Below are 16,638 nucleotides of genomic sequence, written 5' to 3'. Positions count from 1 at the left end.
CATGCTTCAGGTTGTAGACTCGGAGCATGGATGGGAAAACCTATTGCCCCGCCTCCTGCCCCCTTATACAGGTTTGCAGACACAGCATACACCATATAGGTGCGATTGAAGCCTGGTTCCCGTACCGCACAATAAGCCCCGCTGTTCCAGCTTTCTATACCATATAGGTGCGATTGAAACTCCTCCAGGTCCGCCATGTGATTGATGGAGAAGGCGCCTTTCTATACCATATAGGTGACAAAGGATAGCTGATCCTTCTAAAAACCGAATGATCAGTTATATATAGGTTGCTTAATATATAATATACTATATATTTGTGGCGTACTTAACCGGAGACAATTACCAGTAAACACGCGCATCCTCAGCCTTTACCTTTACATGAAAACCTGCTTACTTTACCTGCTTGCGCTGCTGCTGGCTACAACAGCCGCTGCGCAAGAGAAATTCGGAAACATCACGGCCTCGCTCGGGGCGGCGGAGGAGACTGCCACGGAAGCATATGTTGCGGATGTCCGGGAGAGCCACGCCATCCTCCGCTTTGTCCGCCCTGTTACGGTAGCCTACAAAAAGTCGCCCTGGTTTCTGCTGGTGGTGGACGTGCCGGATGAGAAGCAGGTGGTGCATTTCACACAGGGGCAGTTGGCGGAAATCAGTGCCCTGGTGGCTGCCAGAGACGGCAAGACGCACTACCTGCAGGTCACGAACTTTTTTGAGGTGTACACTGGCCGGGGAAGCACCGTGCTCGACCACTATTTTGTGAACAGCGTGCGGTTCGCCATCCGCAAAAGGCACTGGTACCGAAACAACGCCCTGTTTATGGTCAGTTCCCGCCTGGTAGACGGCGAGCATGTCGTCCGGTTTAAGCTGCCCTTTGCCCATGAGGGGAAGGTTTGCAGGCACCTGATGGCGGCGCATAACCTGGAGGAGGACTATTTTGAGGCCGCGCCCACCGAGTTTTTGCGCCTCTTCGCCCCCGGCGCAGGCCCCCACCTGACAACCAGGGGCACCGACTGAACCGCGCAAGTCCGACTTTCTCCCTTTTTGCTGCTTTATATATAGCGGCACTTTATTGAAGGACTCGAGCGACTGATGTCAGGATCAAGAGCTGTATATGTTTCGAACCACCCCTGCCCCTCCTTGCCCTTGTAGAGGGCTTCTACCCCAGGAGGGGAGTCTGCTCCTGCTTCTTCAAACGATGGTACCTATAGTTGGTGAGATACCTGTAAATGAAGCCCAGCCTATATACCCATGCATTGCCAGTTGCCTGCAAGGAGAAGAAGCAAGAGGAACCTCCCTGCTTGTCTAAGGAGGGGCAGTTGGATATATAGCCCCAGCGAGTGTGTGCGAGGCGTAGTTAATAAGGGTATTTATCCGATTTCTACAGCCTGAGTTGGTGTAGAAGCAGGAAGCCCCTCCGGCGTGGCAGCATGTGATGTCATCTGACCGCACCGGAGGGGCTCTGCTATATATAACTTATCGTAGCTTAGTGTAGCTGCTCAATGTTTTTCAGGCCGAGCACCTCGCTGGTGTGCTCCCTGACCTCCTCCAGCAGCCGGGCGTCGTCTCCGAGCGGCTCTCCGTAAGAAGGAATCATCTGCTTCAGCTTTGCCTGCCATTCCGCGGAGTTCAGCTTGTTTTTGAAGCAGCGCCCCAGCAGGTCCAGCATGATGGACACGGCCGTGGAGGCCCCCGGCGAGGCGCCCAGCAGCGCGGCAATGGAACCGTCGGCGGCGCTCACCACCTCGGTGCCGAACTCCAGCACGCCGCCGTGCCTGGGATCTTTTTTGATTACCTGCACCCGCTGTCCGGCCATCTCCAGTTTCCAGTCCTCGCTCCTGGCGTTCGGGAAGTACTGCCGCAGGGCCGCCATCCTGTCCTCCGGCGACTGGCGCACCTGGTCGATGAGGTAGCGGGTGAGCGGGATGTTCTTGATGCCGGCCGCCATCATGGGCCGCAGGTTGTTCACTTTGATGGAACGCGCCAGGTCGAAGTAAGACCCGCTCTTTAGGAACTTCGTGGAGAAGCCCGCATAGGGCCCGAAGAGCAGCTCCCGCTTCCCGTTGATCATCCTGGTGTCGAGGTGCGGCACCGACATGGGCGGCGAGCCCACGGCAGCCTTGCCATATACCTTCGCCTGGTGCTTTTTGATCACGGCCGGGTTTGTACACTTCAGCCACTGGCCGCTCACCGGGAAGCCGCCATAGCCCTTGCCCTCCGGTATATCCGATTTCTCGAGCAGGTGCAGCGAGCCGCCGCCCGCCCCTATAAAGATGAACTTCGCCTTTACTTTCCGCTTGCCGCCTGAGGCCCTGTCTTTTACCTTTATCTGCCATCTGCTGTCCGGCTGCCGCTTCAGTTTCCGCACCTCGTGGTTAAAGTGCAGCGTAACGCCGTCCAGCTCCTTCAGGTAATCGAACATGCGGCGGGTCAGCTCCCCAAAGTTCACGTCGGTGCCTATCTCCATGCGGGTGGCGGCCACTTTCTGCGATTTGTCGCGGCCCTCCATGATCAGCGGCATCCACTCGGCCAGCTGCTTCGGGTCCTCGGAGTACTCCATGCCTTTAAAGAGGTGGCATTCCGTGAGCGCCCTGTAGCGCTTGTCGAGGAAGCGGACGTTGGCATCGCCCCAGACAAAGCTCATGTGCGGGATGCTCCGGATGAAGTTGCCGGGTATCTTGATGAGGTCGCCCTCGATGAGGTAGGCCCAGAACTGCTTCGACACCTCGAACGACTCCGCAATCTTAACAGCTTTGGACGTCTCGATGGACCCGTCGGCGAGCACCGGTGTGTAGTTCAGTTCGCAGAAGGCGGAGTGGCCTGTACCGGCGTTGTTCCAGGCATCGGAGCTTTCAGCCGCCGCCATATCCAGCCGCTCGTAAATCTCGATGGTTATGTCAGGTTGCAGCTCCTTTAACAGCACGCCCAGCGTGGCGCTCATGATACCAGCGCCGATCAGCACTACATCAGGATCTGCGGAATTGTTGCTATGGTTCATCCTATATATAAATTATGAAAGACAATGAAGTCGGTAAAACATTTCAAACTTTAGAAAGCGTACGTTTTTATGCGCCGACGAGCCATAAAACCTCTCAATTATATGCCGCGACCTGGCGCATTTCCGGGCCGCTCCCTTGTTTGCTCTTATAGCGGCAAACTTACAGCACACCGGCTAAAAAAGCTGCGTCTGGCCCGGAGATTTTGTGCCACATATAACTGTCCCGCCTGCCGGAACTCAGCTTACTGTCAGAATAAACAGCCGGTGACGCGGTATGTTCGGTGCCGGGGCACAACGCGTGGCCATCTCCCCCGCCCGGTGCGGCTGGCGGCCTCCTTACAGAGCGGCTGTTCCGGGGAAAGTGAAATTCTGAACGCGCCCGGCCTTGTCCGCGAAAGCCTTGGCCGCCTTTTGCCGGTGCGTCCGGGAGGCCTGGCGCCGGCGGCTTTTTCCGCGTTCTGCGCTTACCGGAGTTGCGCGGAAGCGCCGTATGCTCAACCTTTTTCGGCCAGTGCCAGTAAACAGCTAACATGGCAATATTATCATATAAGCGACTGATGATGCCTTGCCAGCCATATTCAAAATCAGTCCGGACTTTTTAACATCTAAGAAAATGAAAAATATACGCGTTTACCTCATGACCCTGCTCGTGCTGCTCACACTGACGCTGAGCAGTTGCGAACTTGTTGGAGATATATTTGAGGCTGGCATGTGGACGGCTGTCATCATCATCGTGCTAGTGGTGCTGCTGGTTGGCTGGCTGGTGCGCAAGTTCAGAGGCTGAGGGGGCCGGGAGTATAGAACCATATATAAATCAGAAAGGGAGCCTCAAAGGCTCCCTTTCTGATTTATATATGGTTGCGGGTGTGGTATACAGGGTGCTTACCTCGACCGCCTGGGCATAGTGCCCAGCACATAATCCCAGAGCGGCGACGAAACACCATAGGCCACGTTCGGGTCTTTGTAATGATGGATGCTGTGGTGTATCCAGAGCGTCTTCAGGAAGTTCTTGGGCGGCGCATAGGCATGCACGGCGTAATGCACGAACAGGTACATGGCGTAGCCAAACAGCAAGCCCGCCAATATGCCAAACACGAGCGGCCCGAATACAAGCTTGAACACGAAAAACAGCAGCGATGCCACGAGCACGCTCACGATGGGCGGCATGGCCAGGCGCTCCTTGTCTTTGGGGTACTCGTGGTGGTTGCCGTGAAACGTGTACTGTATCCTCGCTTTGGCAGGCGTGTCGGTGCTCATGTGGAAAAGGAAGCGGTGCGCCACATACTCGAGCAGCGAGAAAAGAAGCCAGCCAATCAAGAACAGGCCGACAGCCTCTATCACCCCGATAAAGCTGTGCGTGATGCCATAATAAACCAGGCCTGCGGCAAAGGCAACGAAAATGGTGATGGGCAGGGAAATGTGCGTTCGGGTCAGTCTCTCAAGTACGGGGTTCTCGAAAATCTGGGCGCGTCCTTTGTGGTTAGGTTTCATAGGGATATTTTGCTTTACTTATGATGCTGCAAAACTACTTAATTTGGTGGGTGCGTCGCGTGGAGTGTCCTTATATCTTTCATTTAACGCACCTCCTTAGTTATTGTTGAGCAACTGCTGCAACAACACAGCGCTTATATCTCCACCTTGCAGCGTGGTGCCGGCGCGCTCATAAAACTGCCTGCGGTGGCTTAATGTTTTAAGCAGAAAAGATTTAATCTCCTCTTGCGTTTTACCAGCCAACAGGGGCCGCACCTGCAGGTCAGAGGCCAGGAGCCTTCTGGAAATCTCTTCGACAGGCACATCCAGGAAAAAAGTTCTGCCGTGGTGGTTCATAAATCCGATGTTGTCGAAGAAGCAGGGGGCGCCGCCGCCCGTGGAGATGACGGCATGGCCATATTCCTGCACCACGGCCTCCAGCGCCTCCCGCTCCATCTCCCGGAACCGCTCCTGCCCCTCCTGTTCAAAAAGTTGGGCGATGCTGCGGCCCTCCCGCTGCTCCAGGTATGCGTCCAGGTCCACGAAGGGGCAGTGCAGATCCGCCGCCAGTTGCCTGCCCAGCGTGGTTTTCCCGCTGCCCATCATGCCTATCAGGAAAATTCTCATTTTCTTCAATTAGAAATTATGAATTAGAAATGAGCACCATGCTTGAAGGAATTATGGCGAAGGTTTGTGCTTAGCTATATATCCTCATTTTGCAGGCGCGCCTACCACGAGAAACGAATAACGAAACACGAACAACGCCTACAGCAGCGCCGTTACCTCTTCTATATCCGGGGTGTCGTTGTGGTGCCACTTGCCTTTTACGGTGCCGTCCTGCAGCAGCAGGATACCGGGGTTGGAGCGGATGATGGTCTTCAGCACGGTGCCGTCGCCGTAATAGTAGGGGGCGGCCAGGTTCAGTTCGTGGCGGAACACCTCAAAATCAGCGCCGCTGCTGCTGGTTATCACCATCGGCGTAATGCCCTGCTGCTCTGCCGCCTTCACCAGTTTGTTTATATCCTCGAAGTTCGCCCTTTCGGCCTTGTCCACGCTCTGCACCAGTATCAGCAGTTTCTTGCCCGTCAGCACCTCCTGCGTAAAGTCAGCGGTGTCGTTCCACACGTTAAAGTCCGTAATTTTGGGCCCATCCTCGGGGTTGATGGCCACCATCTCTTTAAACGCATAGGCCGGGTCGGTGGGATATGTTTCGAACTCCTCCTGCTGCCCGCCCTTCGTCATGATGTACTTGTACCGCAGCGGGGCCGAGGGCTGCATGAGCGTCGGGATGTTGTTGCCTATCTTGTAAGCCCGGAAATCGATATAGGGCAGGTGCTCGTAGGCGTACCAGCCCACCATAATGGAGATAGCCGCCGTGATGATGGTGATCACCGCCCCCGATGCCTGCCGCATGATGGGCCGCAGGTGCTCCTGCGTGAACAGCAGCACCAGGATCATGGCCAGCAGCACCACGTCTTTTATAAACGACTCCCAGGGCGTCAGTTTGATGGCGTCGCCGAAGCAGCCGCAGTCCGTCACTTTGTTGAAATAGGCCGAGTAAAAGGTGAGGAAAGTGAAGAACACGATCATGAGCAGCAGCGCCCATATCACCACCTTCAGTTGCCAGCGCACCAGCAGCGCCACTCCCAGCACGATCTCCGCCGCGCTCAGAAAAATAGACAGGAACAGCGAGTACGGCTCGAATAATTTAAAAATCGGGGATATGTCCGTGGAGAAAACCTCAAAATACTCCTCCAGCTTGATGGCGGTGCCCACCGGGTCGTTTATTTTAATCAGCCCCGAAAAGATGAACAGGACTCCTACAAACAGCCAGCAGAACGTGCTTATATATTTCATTGGTTATTTCATGTGTTGTATCGTGTCAGAGTTCCGGGTCTAACTACCCCTGCCCCTCCTTGTCTAAGGAGGGGAGATTCCCCTACTACCTTAGCCTCTGATGCATTTTGTTAAACTTTTACTTCTTGCGATTAAAAACTATAGCTACAGAGCTTTTACGCTGCTTTACTATAGGCCGACTCCCCTCCTTAGACAAGGAGGGGTTAGGGGTGGTTGGAAGTCTCTCACCCCGCAAACCCCAGCTTTATCAAAGCGAACACAGCGTAATTGATCATGTCGCGGTAGTTGGCCTCCACCCCCTCCGAGATCAGCGTCTGCCCCGCGTTGTCTTCGATCTGCTTGGTGCGGTAGAGCTTCATCAGGATGATGTCGGTGATGGAACTCACGCGCATGTCGCGCCACGCCTCGCCGTAATCGTGGTTTTTGGCGTTCAGCAGCTTGATGTTCTCTTCGATGTGGTGCATGTACTGCCGCTCCACTTCCTGGGCCGACAGGTTCATGTCTGCGTCGGGGGGCAGGTGCAATTGCATCAGCGCAATGATGCAATAATTAATGATGCCCACAAACTCCCCGTTTATATCGTCCTCCACCAACTGCTTCCCTTTCTCCTGGATGGAGCGGATGCGCTGCGCCTTGATAAAGATCTGGTCGGTGATGGAGGGAAGCCGCAATATGCGCCAGGCAGTGCCATAATCCTGCGTTTTCTTCACAAAGGTGTCCTTGCAACGCTGCACGACCTGATCATATTCCTGAAGTGTTTGATTAATCAAGTTTTTAGCTTTAATTTTAAAATCAACAGACGTACATGCCAACTTTGGAAGCGAAAGATACGCTTTTTAGCACAAAATCCACACTCAACTGCCGCGGAAAGCTCCTGCTCCTGGACGCCCCGCTGGTCATGGGCATCCTGAACGTCACCCCCGATTCTTTCTACGCCGGCAGCCGCCTCCGCTCCACAGAAGAGGTGCTGCAGCGGGCCGAAGCCATGCTGGCCGACGGCGCAGACATGCTGGACATTGGCGGTTATTCCTCGCGGCCCGGCGCCACCGATATACCTGTGCAGGAGGAGATTGACCGAGTAGCGCCAGCCATCGAAGCCATTGCCGGCAACTTCCCGGAGGCGGTGATTTCTGTAGACACATTCAGGGCGGCGGTGGCCGAAGCGGCGGTGCAGGCAGGTGCGGCCATCATCAACGACATTGCGGGCGGGCATTTGGACGAGGCCATGTTCCCGACGGTGGCCCGGCTGCAGGTGCCCTATATACTCATGCACATGCGTGGAACGCCGCAGACCATGACGACGTTGGCTAAGTACGGGGATGTGGCAGTAGAAGTGGTGGACGAACTGCAGGAACAGGTAGCGCGGCTAACACAACTGGGCGTGAAAGACATCATCCTGGACCCCGGCTTCGGCTTCGCCAAAACCGTAAGCCACAACTTTGAACTGCTGCGCCGCCTCGACGAGCTCCGTGTGTTCGGGCTGCCGGTTCTGGCCGGGCTCTCGCGCAAGTCGATGGTCTATAAAACGCTGGGCATCGGGCAGGCTGACGCGCTCACCGGCACAATAGCCCTGAACATGGTGGCGTTGATGAAGGGTGCAGCCATTCTGCGGGTACACGACGTAAAAGAAGCGAAGCAAACAGTGGAACTCTATAAGAAAACAATACTTTGATCTTTTTATTCAGCATAGGCTTTTTAGAGATAGAGCTGCTCGATATCATCGATATCCTGCTGGTGACGGTGCTGCTGTACCAGTTGTACAAACTCCTGACGGGCAGCGTGGCGCTGAAGATTTTCCTGGGCCTGCTCTCTATCTACCTGCTGTACCTGGTGGTGCGCGCCGCCGGCATGGAGTTGCTCAGCATTATCCTGGGCCAGTTTATGGGTGTGGGCGTGCTGGCGGCCATCATTCTGTTCCAGCCGGAGATACGGCGTTTCCTGCTGATGATCGGCAAGACCACTGCCTTCAACAACGACCGCTTTTTCCGGGGCTTCCCGTGGCGCCGCGAGCAGGCCGAGAAGCTCAGCCTGACGCCTTTTATAGAGGCGGCCAAATCGCTGGCGGGCAAAAACACCGGCGCCCTGATTGTTTTCTCCAAAAGCTCCGAGCTGAAGTATTACGCCGAGTCGGGTGATTTGATTGACGCCGTGATCTCGAAGCGCCTGCTCATGTCCATCTTCAACAAGAACAGCCCCCTGCACGATGGCGCGGTCATCATCTCCAACAACCGCATCAAAGCGGCCCGCTGCATTCTGCCCGTTTCAGAGAACCAGGAAATCCCGGCTTCCATGGGCTTGCGCCACCGTGCGGCCATCGGTTTGACGGAGATCACGGACAGCATCGTGCTGGTGGTGTCGGAGGAGACGGGGCAGATCGCGCTGGTGCGCAACGGGCAGGCCTACCGCAACCTCTCTTCCGCCGACCTGCGCCTCAAACTGAACCAGTTCCTCTTCGATACAGACCAGCGGGCAACAACCGCCCCGGCCTCCGAGAAGTCAGCAAGCGCGGCCTAACCGCTATATATGGCACCGCAGCGGGATTATGAGCGATGGCATGCACCGGCTATATATAGCTGTTAGGCATGCCGTTGTTTCTGCGAACTTTTTTGAAAGGCTTTGCTAATTCCGCCGGAGCCAGAAGAGCCAGTAGGCCGCTGGCCCCAGCACTGGCAGCACCCACAGCACCACCACCCAGGTAAGCCGCTGCCCCACCGTGTAGTGTGTCCGGAAAATGAGGTGTACCAGCGATACGGCCACCAAAGAATAGTTAAGGGCAATCAGTAACGTAATGAGAGGGGCGTTCTTCAACAGGTCCATGGGTTGCAGGCTGCTTGCGGGTTAAAACAGCTTCTCGCTCACGAACCACATCAGGTAAAGCAGCGCGGGCGCGCAGAGCAGCAGCACCATGCCGAAGTTCACACGCGTCCACTGCGGGTTCAGCAGCATGCTGATATAGGCCTCCGCCGACAGCAGCACAGAAAAGTAGAACGCGATTTGCAGCAGCGTGCCCGTTAGGTGCTCCTCGCCCCGTAAGCCCGCCGTGGTATATGCCAGGAAAGAAATCACCAGCCACGACAGCACAGTGCCCAATAAGAGCTGCCCCGGTTTTATTTTTATGTTGTTCATCGCTGTGTCGTTACTGTCATTGCCTGTTCAAGATAGGAAATAGCAAAGCCACTCCCAAATCCGGGGGTGGCTTTGCCGCTGCAAAAGGCCTGTTGCGCCTATTTCAGGACACCAAGCTCTTTCCCTGTCTCCACAAACGCGCTGATGCACTTGTCTATATGCTCCCGGTCGTGTACGGCCGAGAGTTGCACCCGGATGCGCGCCTGCCCCTTCGGCACCACCGGGTAGTAAAAACCGATGACGTAGATGCCTTTGTCCAGCATGCGGGCGGCAAACTCCTGCGCCAGCGGGGCGTCGTACAGCATCACCGGCACAATCGGGTGGTCGCCGGGCTTGATATCGAAGCCCGCCTGCGTAATCTTTTCGCGGAAGTATTTGGTGTTCCACTCCAGCTTGTCACGCAGCTCGGTAGTGGAGCTCAGCAGGTCCAGCACGGCGATGGAAGCGCCGACGATAGACGGGGCCAGCGAGTTGGAGAACAGGTAGGGCCGCGAGCGCTGCCGCAGCATGTCGATAATCTCCTTGTGGCCGGAGGTGAAGCCCCCCATCGCGCCCCCGAGCGCTTTGCCCAGCGTACCAGTGATGATATCGACCTTGCCCATCACGTGATGGTACTCGTGCGTGCCGCGGCCCGTTTTGCCCATAAAGCCCGTGGCGTGCGAGTCGTCGACCAGCAGCACGGCGTTGTATTTCTCCGCCAGCTCCGAGATCACGTCCAGTTGCGCAATGGTGCCGTCCATCGAAAAGGCCCCGTCTGTCACAACCACCCGGTGCTTTGCCCCCTGCGCCTCCTGCAGCTTTGCCTCCAGGTCTGCCATGTTGTTGTGCTCGTAGCGGAAGCGCTGCGCCTTGCACAAACGGATGCCGTCGATGATGGACGCATGGTTCAGGGCATCTGATATAATGGCCGACTCGGCATCGAACAGCGGCTCGAACACGCCGCCGTTGGCGTCGAAGGCGGCGGCATACAGAATGGTGTCTTCTGTGCCGAGAAACTCCGACAGTTTCCGCTCCAGTTCCTTGTGGATGTCCTGTGTGCCACAGATAAAGCGCACCGAGCTCATGCCGTAGCCGTGCGTGTCGATGGTTTCTTTCGCTGCCGCTATTACGCGCGGGTGCGCCGAGAGGCCCAGGTAGTTGTTGGCGCAGAAGTTGAGCACGTGCGTCTGCGCCGTGGTGTTGATGTCGGCGCCCTGCGGCGTGGTGATGATGCGCTCCTTTTTATAGAGTCCCGCCTCCTGGATTTCGGCCAGTTGCTGCTCCAGGTCTGCTTTTAAGGTTTCGTACATATTTTCGTTGTCCGTTATTCGTTTCTCGTTGTTCGTGATGCTATATACCGCTACGTGAAAGGACACCAGTATCAGGTATCGAGACACAAGACTTTATATATAATTGACGACTATGAATTTATAGTATATACCGCTTTTATATATACCGCAGGTAATTCTCGATCAAACACTCATATGCCTGCCGCATCGCCTTCCTCCGGTTTTGGTGGCGGTCGCCGCATGATGGGCCTCGGACGCGGCGGCTTTGGCTGCAGCGCCTCCTCAGGAGCCTCCGGTGCCGGAGGCGGCGGCGTAGTCGGCACCTCCTTCTCTCCTGCAGCTTGTGCCGGGGGCGCGGGGCGCTTGATGACCGGCCGCGGCCTCGGCGGTTTTGGCTGCTGCTCCGGTGCTGCCGCATTTTCCGTCGCGGCGGCAGGTGTATCTTCCGGTATAGGCATTTCGGCAGGTGGTTTTTGAAGTGCCGTTGGCCGCTTCATCACCGGGCGTGGCCGCGGCGGCTTGGGAGCTTCTTCCGCTGCAGCAGGCGCCTCTTCTGTGGTTGTTTCCTGCGGTGGTTCCTGTTTTTCCTCCGAAGGTTGCTGCAACGCTGCTGGCCGCTTTATCACTGCCCTTGGCCGCACAGGTTTGGCGGAAGGCACCTCTGCTGTAACAGGCTGTTCTGCGTCAGGGGCTTTATCCTCTCCTTTTTCCTGTCCTGGCTGCAGCGCCGCAGGCCTTTTTATTACCGGTCTTGGCCTTGAAACTGGCATGTCGCCTGCTACAGGCGGCATGGCATCACTCTCTGCTGCAGGCGCCTCTTCTGTGGCTGGCCTGGATATAACAGGCCGTTTGATGACTGGCTTTGGCCGGGCAGTTGGTGCCGCGGCCTGTTCTCCTGCCGGCTTTTCTGTCGTGGCGCTCTCTTCCGTTGGTTTTTGCATGGCGGCGGGGCGGCGCACTACGGGCCTGGGTGCAGGCGCAGCTCCTTTCTCTTCTGATGTTTCCTGCGGGGCATCCGTTATGATGGGAGCCTCCGTTGCCGCGGCGGCAACCGGACGGGCGGGCACCGCTCTCCGGGCAGCGGGGCGCGGGGCTTCCGCGGCTGCGGCTGGCGCGGGCTTGGGTATATCCTCCTCTGCCAGGTGATAGCGCAGGCGCACGCTGTTCAGCTGCATTTTCACGGCTACATAAAAACTGTTCTGGTGCATCTGGGCGTACATGTCCTGCCACGCCGAATAGCGGGCAGGTTCACCGGCCGCAAACGCCGCCTGATTCACGCGTTTCTTTATCAGGTATTCTTCAAATGTCATGCTGTAGTGGCTTTGCCTTCCTGCTGCTGCGCTGCAATTTACGGGCTTCGGGCGTATGGGCAGCGCGGAGGCACCAAAGCGCCGTATCCTTTACAAATATAGTATAAAATCTGCTTGCCCCCGCAGTCTGCGCCAGGCGGCTATATATAGCCAATGCCTCTGCCTATACCTGTACGGCCTGCCGCACCTTTGGGATAGGATGCCCAAGTTTTAGCAGCTGCGCCCCGTAGGGCAAAGCGCCACATCATTCTTGCGGCCCCTACTTTCAGGATTGCCCCGAAATAAGTTACTTTGCGCAAAGTTTTAGCAGGAACAATGGCAAACGCATCCGAAACGGTATTAGTGATAGGCGCCTGCGGGCAGTTGGGCTCCGAGCTTACGCTCGCGCTCCGCGACCTATATGGCCCCGCCAACGTGGTGGCGGCCGACGTTGCGGCACCCAGGCAAGCCGACCTGCGCGATTCCGGCCCGTTTGAGCAGGTGGATGTGCTGGACAAAAAGGTGCTCGCTGATCTAGCCACCAGGTACAGGTTCAGCCAGATATACCACCTGGCCGCCGTGCTGTCGGCCTCCGGCGAGAAGAACCCGAAGTTTGCCTGGCACCTGAACATGGAGGGCCTTTTCAATGTGCTGGACCTGGCGCTGGAGCAGCAGGTGGGCAAAGTGTTCTGGCCAAGCTCCATCGCCGTGTTCGGCCCGCATACGCCCCGCCAGCACACGCCGCAGCATACCGTCATGGACCCGAACACCGTGTACGGCATCAGCAAGCAGGCTGGCGAGCGCTGGTGCGAGTACTATTTCCGGAAACTTGGCCTGGACGTGCGCAGTCTCCGCTACCCTGGCCTCATCGGGTACAAATCGCTGCCCGGCGGCGGCACCACCGACTACGCGGTGGATATATACCACAAGGCGCTGAACGGCCAAACCTTTGAGTGCTTCCTGAACCAGGACACGTACCTGCCCATGATGTATATGCCCGATGCCCTGAAAGCCACCCTGGACCTGATGCACGCGCCGGCAGCACAGATCAGCGTGCGCGACTCCTACAACGTGGGCGCCATGAGTTTCTCCCCGGAAGAAATCGCCGGATCCATCAAAAAGCATCTCCCCGGTTTCGACATCGTCTATAAACCAGACGCCCGCCAGCAAATTGCGGCCTCCTGGCCGAAAAGCGTCGACGACAGCGTTGCCCGGCAGGACTGGGGCTGGCAGCCCGCCTATAACCTCGACACCATGACCGAGGACATGATCGCTAACCTGAAAAGGCTGAAGGCGGCGCAGGCGGTTTAAGTTATATATGCGTTTTTACATCACTGGTGGTGCTTTATGCGGCTTATTTCAAACCGCCCCTGCCCCCTTGTCCAAGGAGGGGAGTTTCCTGTGTTCTATTCTTTCAGATCGAGAAATCAGAAGGGACAATGTTACTCCTTAACCTTCGCCCCGAAAACCAGTTTATATAGCCGGAACAGCGCATTTGTTTTTATGATTGTGAACACGGTGCCGCAAGGCTGGGAAATCATCTATCAGCAGGCGCACGGGGTGCTGGCGGCACAACTGGCGTATCACCTGAAGCCGGACCTGCAGTCTCCGCACTGGGTGGAGACCATCATCGCCATCGCCAACCACGACAACCGGCAGAAAACCTGGCGCGGGAAAGACGGCCTCACACCGGCTGGCGCCCCAGCCGACTTCACGCTGCTGCCCACCACCCTGGAGCAGGCGCGGGCCCTGATGCACGCGGTGCGCTTCCAGAGCCGCTGGGTCGCGCTGCTCACCTCCATGCACATGAGCTTCCTGTATGAGGGCCAGCGCGGGAAACACAAAAGCGCCACTGCCTTTCTGGATGAGCAAAAGGCGCTGCAACGCACGTGCCGCCAGCACCTGGGCATCAGCCGGAAAGAGGCGGAGCGGGCCTACGCCATCATGCAGTGGTGCGACCGCCTCTCCCTGATTTTGTGCCGCAACGAGCTGCCCGCCGATGCGCGCGCCCTGGAGATAACGGCTGGGCCGGATGGGAAAGCATACTTTGTGAGGCAACTGCAAAACAGCGAACTGCGCGTGGAGCCGTGGCCCTTTGCCCCGGAACAGTTGCGGGTGCAGGTGGAGTACCGGGTGCTGGCGCAACTGCAGTTCAGAAACGACCTGGAACTGGCGCAGGCGCTGCACGGGGCCAGGCCGCAGTATAGGGAGTGGACGCTGGGCGCTTCCTGAGCAGCCGACCTGAAATGAGGCACGCCACATTGAACCAATCTTCCCCGCTGCCCGTCTGTATATAAAACATTCACACACCCTGTTTCCTACGCGCATGTCCATTGCAGAATCCAACGACGAAGACCTGAGGCAGCTGATATTTGAGCGAGAGAAAGTAATCGTGAAGTTCGTGGATGAGGCCTGTGCGGTCTGCAAACAACTGGCCCCCTCCTACGCCCGATTTGCTGCAAGCCCCGCCTATAGCGACATTGCCTTTGTGCGCATGCACGCCTCTGAGAACCCTGTCTCCAGCCAGGAGGTAAAACTGTCGGGCACGCCTTTCTTTGCCTCCTACCGCAACGGCACCCTGCGTGAGTGCGGCCTGGTATCGAACGAAGCAGAGATGAAGATTCTGCTTGACAAACTGAAGTAGCTGGCAGCTAAAAATCTCCGCCCTATATATGGCCCTGTATAGCTGCAATCAAAAAGCTGTGGTAACTTGCGCCACTTTTCTAAATCCAGCGAACCAGTGCAGAAATCATACCTTCGAATAGTTTATTTCCTGTTGCTTATCCTCGCCTTTGGCCAAGCGCTCCAAGGCTGCTCCAGCACAAGCAAACTCCACACAGAGGCCCCTGCGGCAACCGCTTCGGCGGCACCCATATATAAGCCGCGGCTTTCGTCCATCACGGTGCCCGTTTCCGTCTCTATTGCCGCCCTCGAAAACCGACTGAACCAGGAGGTGGCCAGCGTACTATATAAAGACACGGACCTGAGCGACGACAACGTGGCCGTCACGGTCACGAAGAAGGGCCGGATGGCTGTGCGGGCCGAGCAGGACAAAATCTACGTCAGTGTGCCGCTGCATATATACGCCAAGGGCCGCTGGAAGTGGGACCCCTGCAAGCTTTGCCCTGCCATCGACAAGACTGAGGACACCCGCTTCGACATGGTCATCAAAACGGAAAGCAGCATCAGGCTGACGGAGGATTACCGCATCTCCACCACCACGAGCGGCGACTTTGAGTGGGGCGACACCAAACCCGTGCTCGAATTGGGCCCGCTGAAGATTGGCCTGGCCCGCTTTGTGGAGCCGGCGCTGCGCCAGCAGCTAAGCTCCCTTTCCAAACAGCTCGACAAGGAGTTGCAGCAGCACCTCGACATGAAGAAATATGTGGCCGACGCCTGGCTGCTGCTGCAGGAGCCCGTCAAGCTGGACAATGCCCTGAACGCCTGGCTCACGGTGCAGCCGCAGGAAGTGCGCATGGCGCCGCTTTCCGCCCGGAGCGGCAACCTGCACTCCCGCCTCGGCATCACGTCCTATATAGCCGTCGCCACCGGCGGGAAGCCCCAGGTGCAGCTGAACAGGAACCTGCCCAAACTGATAGTGGACAACCGCCTGACGGACGACATACAAATCGGCCTGACGGCCACCGTCCCGTATGCGCAGGCCAGCCAGCTGCTGCAAAAACAGGTCGCCAACCAGACTTATAAATTTGACGGCGGGAAAAGCCAGGTAACGGTGAAGGACGCGTCCATGACGCCAAACGGGGAGCAACTGGTGCTGATGCTGGACATTGACGGCAGGACCAAGGCAGGCCTCTTCACCAAAAAGCTGGCGGGCAAAATATACCTGCGCGGCACGCCTTACTACGATGCCGCCTCCGCCTCCATCCGGGTGCGCGACGTGGAGTATGACCTGGATACGAAAGACAAGCTGCTGAACGCCGCCGACTGGCTCGCCAGGAACAAATTCACTGAGATGATTCAGCAGCAGGTGAGCATACCCGTGCAGCAGCAACTGCACGACACCAAACAGCTGCTGCAGGCCACGCTCGACAGGCAGGGGCGCGTACACGAGTCGCTGCTGTTGCGCGGCAGCATCCAGGACATCACCCCCGAAAACATCTACCTGACCCCGGAGGGCATCAAAGCCGTGGTAAACGCCACCGGCAGCCTCACGGCCACCGTCGACAAGCTGTAGTTTACCCATCCCTATATAATCTGTCCAAAAACCTGCCCCTCCCAGAAGGGGAATAAGTTCCTTTTGCAGGAATTCCTCTCCCTGGGGGGGTTGGCGCGGGTCATGCTTAGCCAAGTAAGCAGCTGGCAGCTCAGGTTTTATGGTTGAAGTGCTTCACAACTTCGGATATACAAAACCCCGGCTCGGGGTTCGGGAATGCTGCAGGGATACAGGACTTGCTCCCATCACTGAAAAATTAAATTGCTGTAGTTGGAGCATATATGACCCGCCTTCTATATGCCCGCCCTCTTGCCCCTATATAGCCGGAAAGCCCGCTTCTACTGCTTCCCGCTTGCCGAAATGCGCCATGTTACTGGTTTTTTTGCCGAAGTTGTGCATTAACCTATATAAAAAGGCCGCCGTATCAGAAGGTGTGCCTGCAAAAAGAACAAAACAACA

At 56.9% G+C, this 16,638-nt stretch carries 17 protein-coding genes; 8 read left to right on the top strand and 9 right to left on the bottom strand.

Going from position 1 to position 16,638, the window contains the following annotated elements; translation table 11 throughout:
- The first annotated feature begins 378 nt into the window (after nucleotides 1-378).
- Entirely contained in the window at nucleotides 379-1,014 is a 636-nt protein-coding gene (locus GSQ62_RS11995; protein WP_161889721.1) for a hypothetical protein, read from the top strand.
- Nucleotides 1,015-1,483: 469 nt separating this feature from the next.
- Here GSQ62_RS11995 and GSQ62_RS11990 read toward each other — a convergent pair whose 3' ends face one another.
- Entirely contained in the window at nucleotides 1,484-2,995 is a 1,512-nt protein-coding gene (locus GSQ62_RS11990) for a malate:quinone oxidoreductase (RefSeq protein WP_161889720.1), read from the bottom strand.
- 613 nt (nucleotides 2,996-3,608) lie between these two features.
- On the opposite strand from GSQ62_RS11990, the gene GSQ62_RS20680 reads away from it, so the two are divergent.
- On the top strand, nucleotides 3,609-3,779 hold the full coding sequence (locus tag GSQ62_RS20680) for a hypothetical protein (RefSeq protein ID WP_202621777.1): 171 nt from the start codon (nucleotides 3,609-3,611) through the stop codon (nucleotides 3,777-3,779).
- A 98-nt stretch (nucleotides 3,780-3,877) separates the two neighbouring features.
- Here the strand turns inward: GSQ62_RS20680 and GSQ62_RS11985 are convergent, their stop codons facing one another.
- The 4 genes from GSQ62_RS11985 to GSQ62_RS11970 form a co-directional block, all read right to left on the bottom strand.
- Entirely contained in the window at nucleotides 3,878-4,486 is a 609-nt protein-coding gene (locus GSQ62_RS11985) for a sterol desaturase family protein (RefSeq protein WP_161889719.1), read from the bottom strand.
- Between the two features lie 96 nt (nucleotides 4,487-4,582).
- Nucleotides 4,583-5,092 carry a shikimate kinase gene (locus GSQ62_RS11980; protein ID WP_237586606.1) on the bottom strand — a complete coding sequence of 170 codons (510 nt, stop codon included), beginning with the start codon at nucleotides 5,090-5,092 and terminating at the stop codon, nucleotides 4,583-4,585.
- Nucleotides 5,093-5,230: 138 nt separating this feature from the next.
- Nucleotides 5,231-6,322, bottom strand: a complete 1,092-nt coding sequence (locus GSQ62_RS11975; RefSeq protein ID WP_161889718.1) for a BT_3928 family protein — start codon at nucleotides 6,320-6,322, stop codon at nucleotides 5,231-5,233.
- A 224-nt stretch (nucleotides 6,323-6,546) separates the two neighbouring features.
- On the bottom strand, nucleotides 6,547-7,092 hold the full coding sequence (locus tag GSQ62_RS11970) for a DUF1599 domain-containing protein (protein WP_161889717.1): 546 nt from the start codon (nucleotides 7,090-7,092) through the stop codon (nucleotides 6,547-6,549).
- A gap of 35 nt (nucleotides 7,093-7,127) precedes the next feature.
- Between GSQ62_RS11970 and folP the strand changes: the two genes are divergently transcribed.
- Both folP and cdaA read left to right on the top strand, forming a co-directional pair.
- Nucleotides 7,128-7,994: a dihydropteroate synthase gene (folP, locus tag GSQ62_RS11965; protein ID WP_202621776.1), complete on the top strand. Its 867-nt coding sequence runs from the start codon at nucleotides 7,128-7,130 to the stop codon at nucleotides 7,992-7,994.
- Entirely contained in the window at nucleotides 7,991-8,836 is an 846-nt protein-coding gene (gene cdaA / locus GSQ62_RS11960; RefSeq protein ID WP_161889715.1) for a diadenylate cyclase CdaA, read from the top strand. Before folP ends, cdaA begins: the two co-directional genes overlap by 4 nt.
- Nucleotides 8,837-8,941: 105 nt before the next feature.
- Here the strand turns inward: cdaA and GSQ62_RS11955 are convergent, their stop codons facing one another.
- The 4 genes from GSQ62_RS11955 to GSQ62_RS11940 form a co-directional block, all read right to left on the bottom strand.
- The gene (locus GSQ62_RS11955; protein ID WP_161889714.1) at nucleotides 8,942-9,139 is read right to left on the bottom strand and encodes a PLDc N-terminal domain-containing protein; all 198 of its coding nucleotides are present in this window, start codon (nucleotides 9,137-9,139) and stop codon (nucleotides 8,942-8,944) included.
- A gap of 21 nt (nucleotides 9,140-9,160) precedes the next feature.
- On the bottom strand, nucleotides 9,161-9,448 hold the full coding sequence (locus GSQ62_RS11950) for a hypothetical protein (RefSeq protein ID WP_161889713.1): 288 nt from the start codon (nucleotides 9,446-9,448) through the stop codon (nucleotides 9,161-9,163).
- 98 nt (nucleotides 9,449-9,546) lie between these two features.
- Nucleotides 9,547-10,737 (bottom strand): glycine C-acetyltransferase, encoded by a 1,191-nt coding sequence (kbl, locus tag GSQ62_RS11945; RefSeq protein WP_161891427.1) that lies wholly within the window; start codon nucleotides 10,735-10,737, stop codon nucleotides 9,547-9,549.
- Between the two features lie 170 nt (nucleotides 10,738-10,907).
- Nucleotides 10,908-12,026, bottom strand: a complete 1,119-nt coding sequence (locus GSQ62_RS11940) for a hypothetical protein (RefSeq protein WP_161889712.1) — start codon at nucleotides 12,024-12,026, stop codon at nucleotides 10,908-10,910.
- Between the two features lie 315 nt (nucleotides 12,027-12,341).
- Between GSQ62_RS11940 and GSQ62_RS11935 the strand changes: the two genes are divergently transcribed.
- The 4 genes from GSQ62_RS11935 (at nucleotide 12,342) to GSQ62_RS11920 (ending at nucleotide 16,200) form a co-directional block, all read left to right on the top strand.
- A complete protein-coding gene (locus tag GSQ62_RS11935) occupies nucleotides 12,342-13,316 on the top strand; it encodes an NAD-dependent epimerase/dehydratase family protein (protein ID WP_161889711.1) in 975 nt (324 codons plus the stop codon).
- Between the two features lie 192 nt (nucleotides 13,317-13,508).
- The gene (locus GSQ62_RS11930; RefSeq protein WP_161889710.1) at nucleotides 13,509-14,237 is read left to right on the top strand and encodes a DUF3891 family protein; all 729 of its coding nucleotides are present in this window, start codon (nucleotides 13,509-13,511) and stop codon (nucleotides 14,235-14,237) included.
- A gap of 94 nt (nucleotides 14,238-14,331) precedes the next feature.
- A complete protein-coding gene (locus GSQ62_RS11925) occupies nucleotides 14,332-14,649 on the top strand; it encodes a thioredoxin family protein (RefSeq protein WP_161889709.1) in 318 nt (105 codons plus the stop codon).
- Nucleotides 14,650-14,745: 96 nt separating this feature from the next.
- The gene (locus tag GSQ62_RS11920) at nucleotides 14,746-16,200 is read left to right on the top strand and encodes a DUF4403 family protein (protein ID WP_161889708.1); all 1,455 of its coding nucleotides are present in this window, start codon (nucleotides 14,746-14,748) and stop codon (nucleotides 16,198-16,200) included.
- The last annotated feature ends 438 nt before the right edge of the window (nucleotides 16,201-16,638 follow it).

Origin of the sequence: Pontibacter russatus (assembly GCF_009931655.1) — a bacterium.
Taxonomy (GTDB): Bacteria; Bacteroidota; Bacteroidia; order Cytophagales; family Hymenobacteraceae; genus Pontibacter; species Pontibacter russatus.
Note: the sequence above shows the minus strand (reverse complement) of the source record. Positions and strands in the feature narration are given on the sequence as shown.

Coding starts and splice junctions, on each gene's coding strand:
- GSQ62_RS11985 (WP_161889719.1), bottom strand. CDS start 4,486: ATGAAACCTAACCACAAAGGACGCGCCCAGATTTTCGAGAACCCCGTA.
- folP (WP_202621776.1), top strand. CDS start 7,128: ATGCCAACTTTGGAAGCGAAAGATACGCTTTTTAGCACAAAATCCACA.
- GSQ62_RS11975 (WP_161889718.1), bottom strand. CDS start 6,322: ATGAAATATATAAGCACGTTCTGCTGGCTGTTTGTAGGAGTCCTGTTC.
- GSQ62_RS11950 (WP_161889713.1), bottom strand. CDS start 9,448: ATGAACAACATAAAAATAAAACCGGGGCAGCTCTTATTGGGCACTGTG.
- GSQ62_RS11935 (WP_161889711.1), top strand. CDS start 12,342: ATGGCAAACGCATCCGAAACGGTATTAGTGATAGGCGCCTGCGGGCAG.
- GSQ62_RS11955 (WP_161889714.1), bottom strand. CDS start 9,139: ATGGACCTGTTGAAGAACGCCCCTCTCATTACGTTACTGATTGCCCTT.
- GSQ62_RS11925 (WP_161889709.1), top strand. CDS start 14,332: ATGTCCATTGCAGAATCCAACGACGAAGACCTGAGGCAGCTGATATTT.
- GSQ62_RS11940 (WP_161889712.1), bottom strand. CDS start 12,026: ATGACATTTGAAGAATACCTGATAAAGAAACGCGTGAATCAGGCGGCG.
- GSQ62_RS11930 (WP_161889710.1), top strand. CDS start 13,509: ATGATTGTGAACACGGTGCCGCAAGGCTGGGAAATCATCTATCAGCAG.
- GSQ62_RS11995 (WP_161889721.1), top strand. CDS start 379: ATGAAAACCTGCTTACTTTACCTGCTTGCGCTGCTGCTGGCTACAACA.
- GSQ62_RS11990 (WP_161889720.1), bottom strand. CDS start 2,995: ATGAACCATAGCAACAATTCCGCAGATCCTGATGTAGTGCTGATCGGC.
- GSQ62_RS20680 (WP_202621777.1), top strand. CDS start 3,609: ATGAAAAATATACGCGTTTACCTCATGACCCTGCTCGTGCTGCTCACA.
- kbl (WP_161891427.1), bottom strand. CDS start 10,737: ATGTACGAAACCTTAAAAGCAGACCTGGAGCAGCAACTGGCCGAAATC.
- GSQ62_RS11980 (WP_237586606.1), bottom strand. CDS start 5,092: ATGAGAATTTTCCTGATAGGCATGATGGGCAGCGGGAAAACCACGCTG.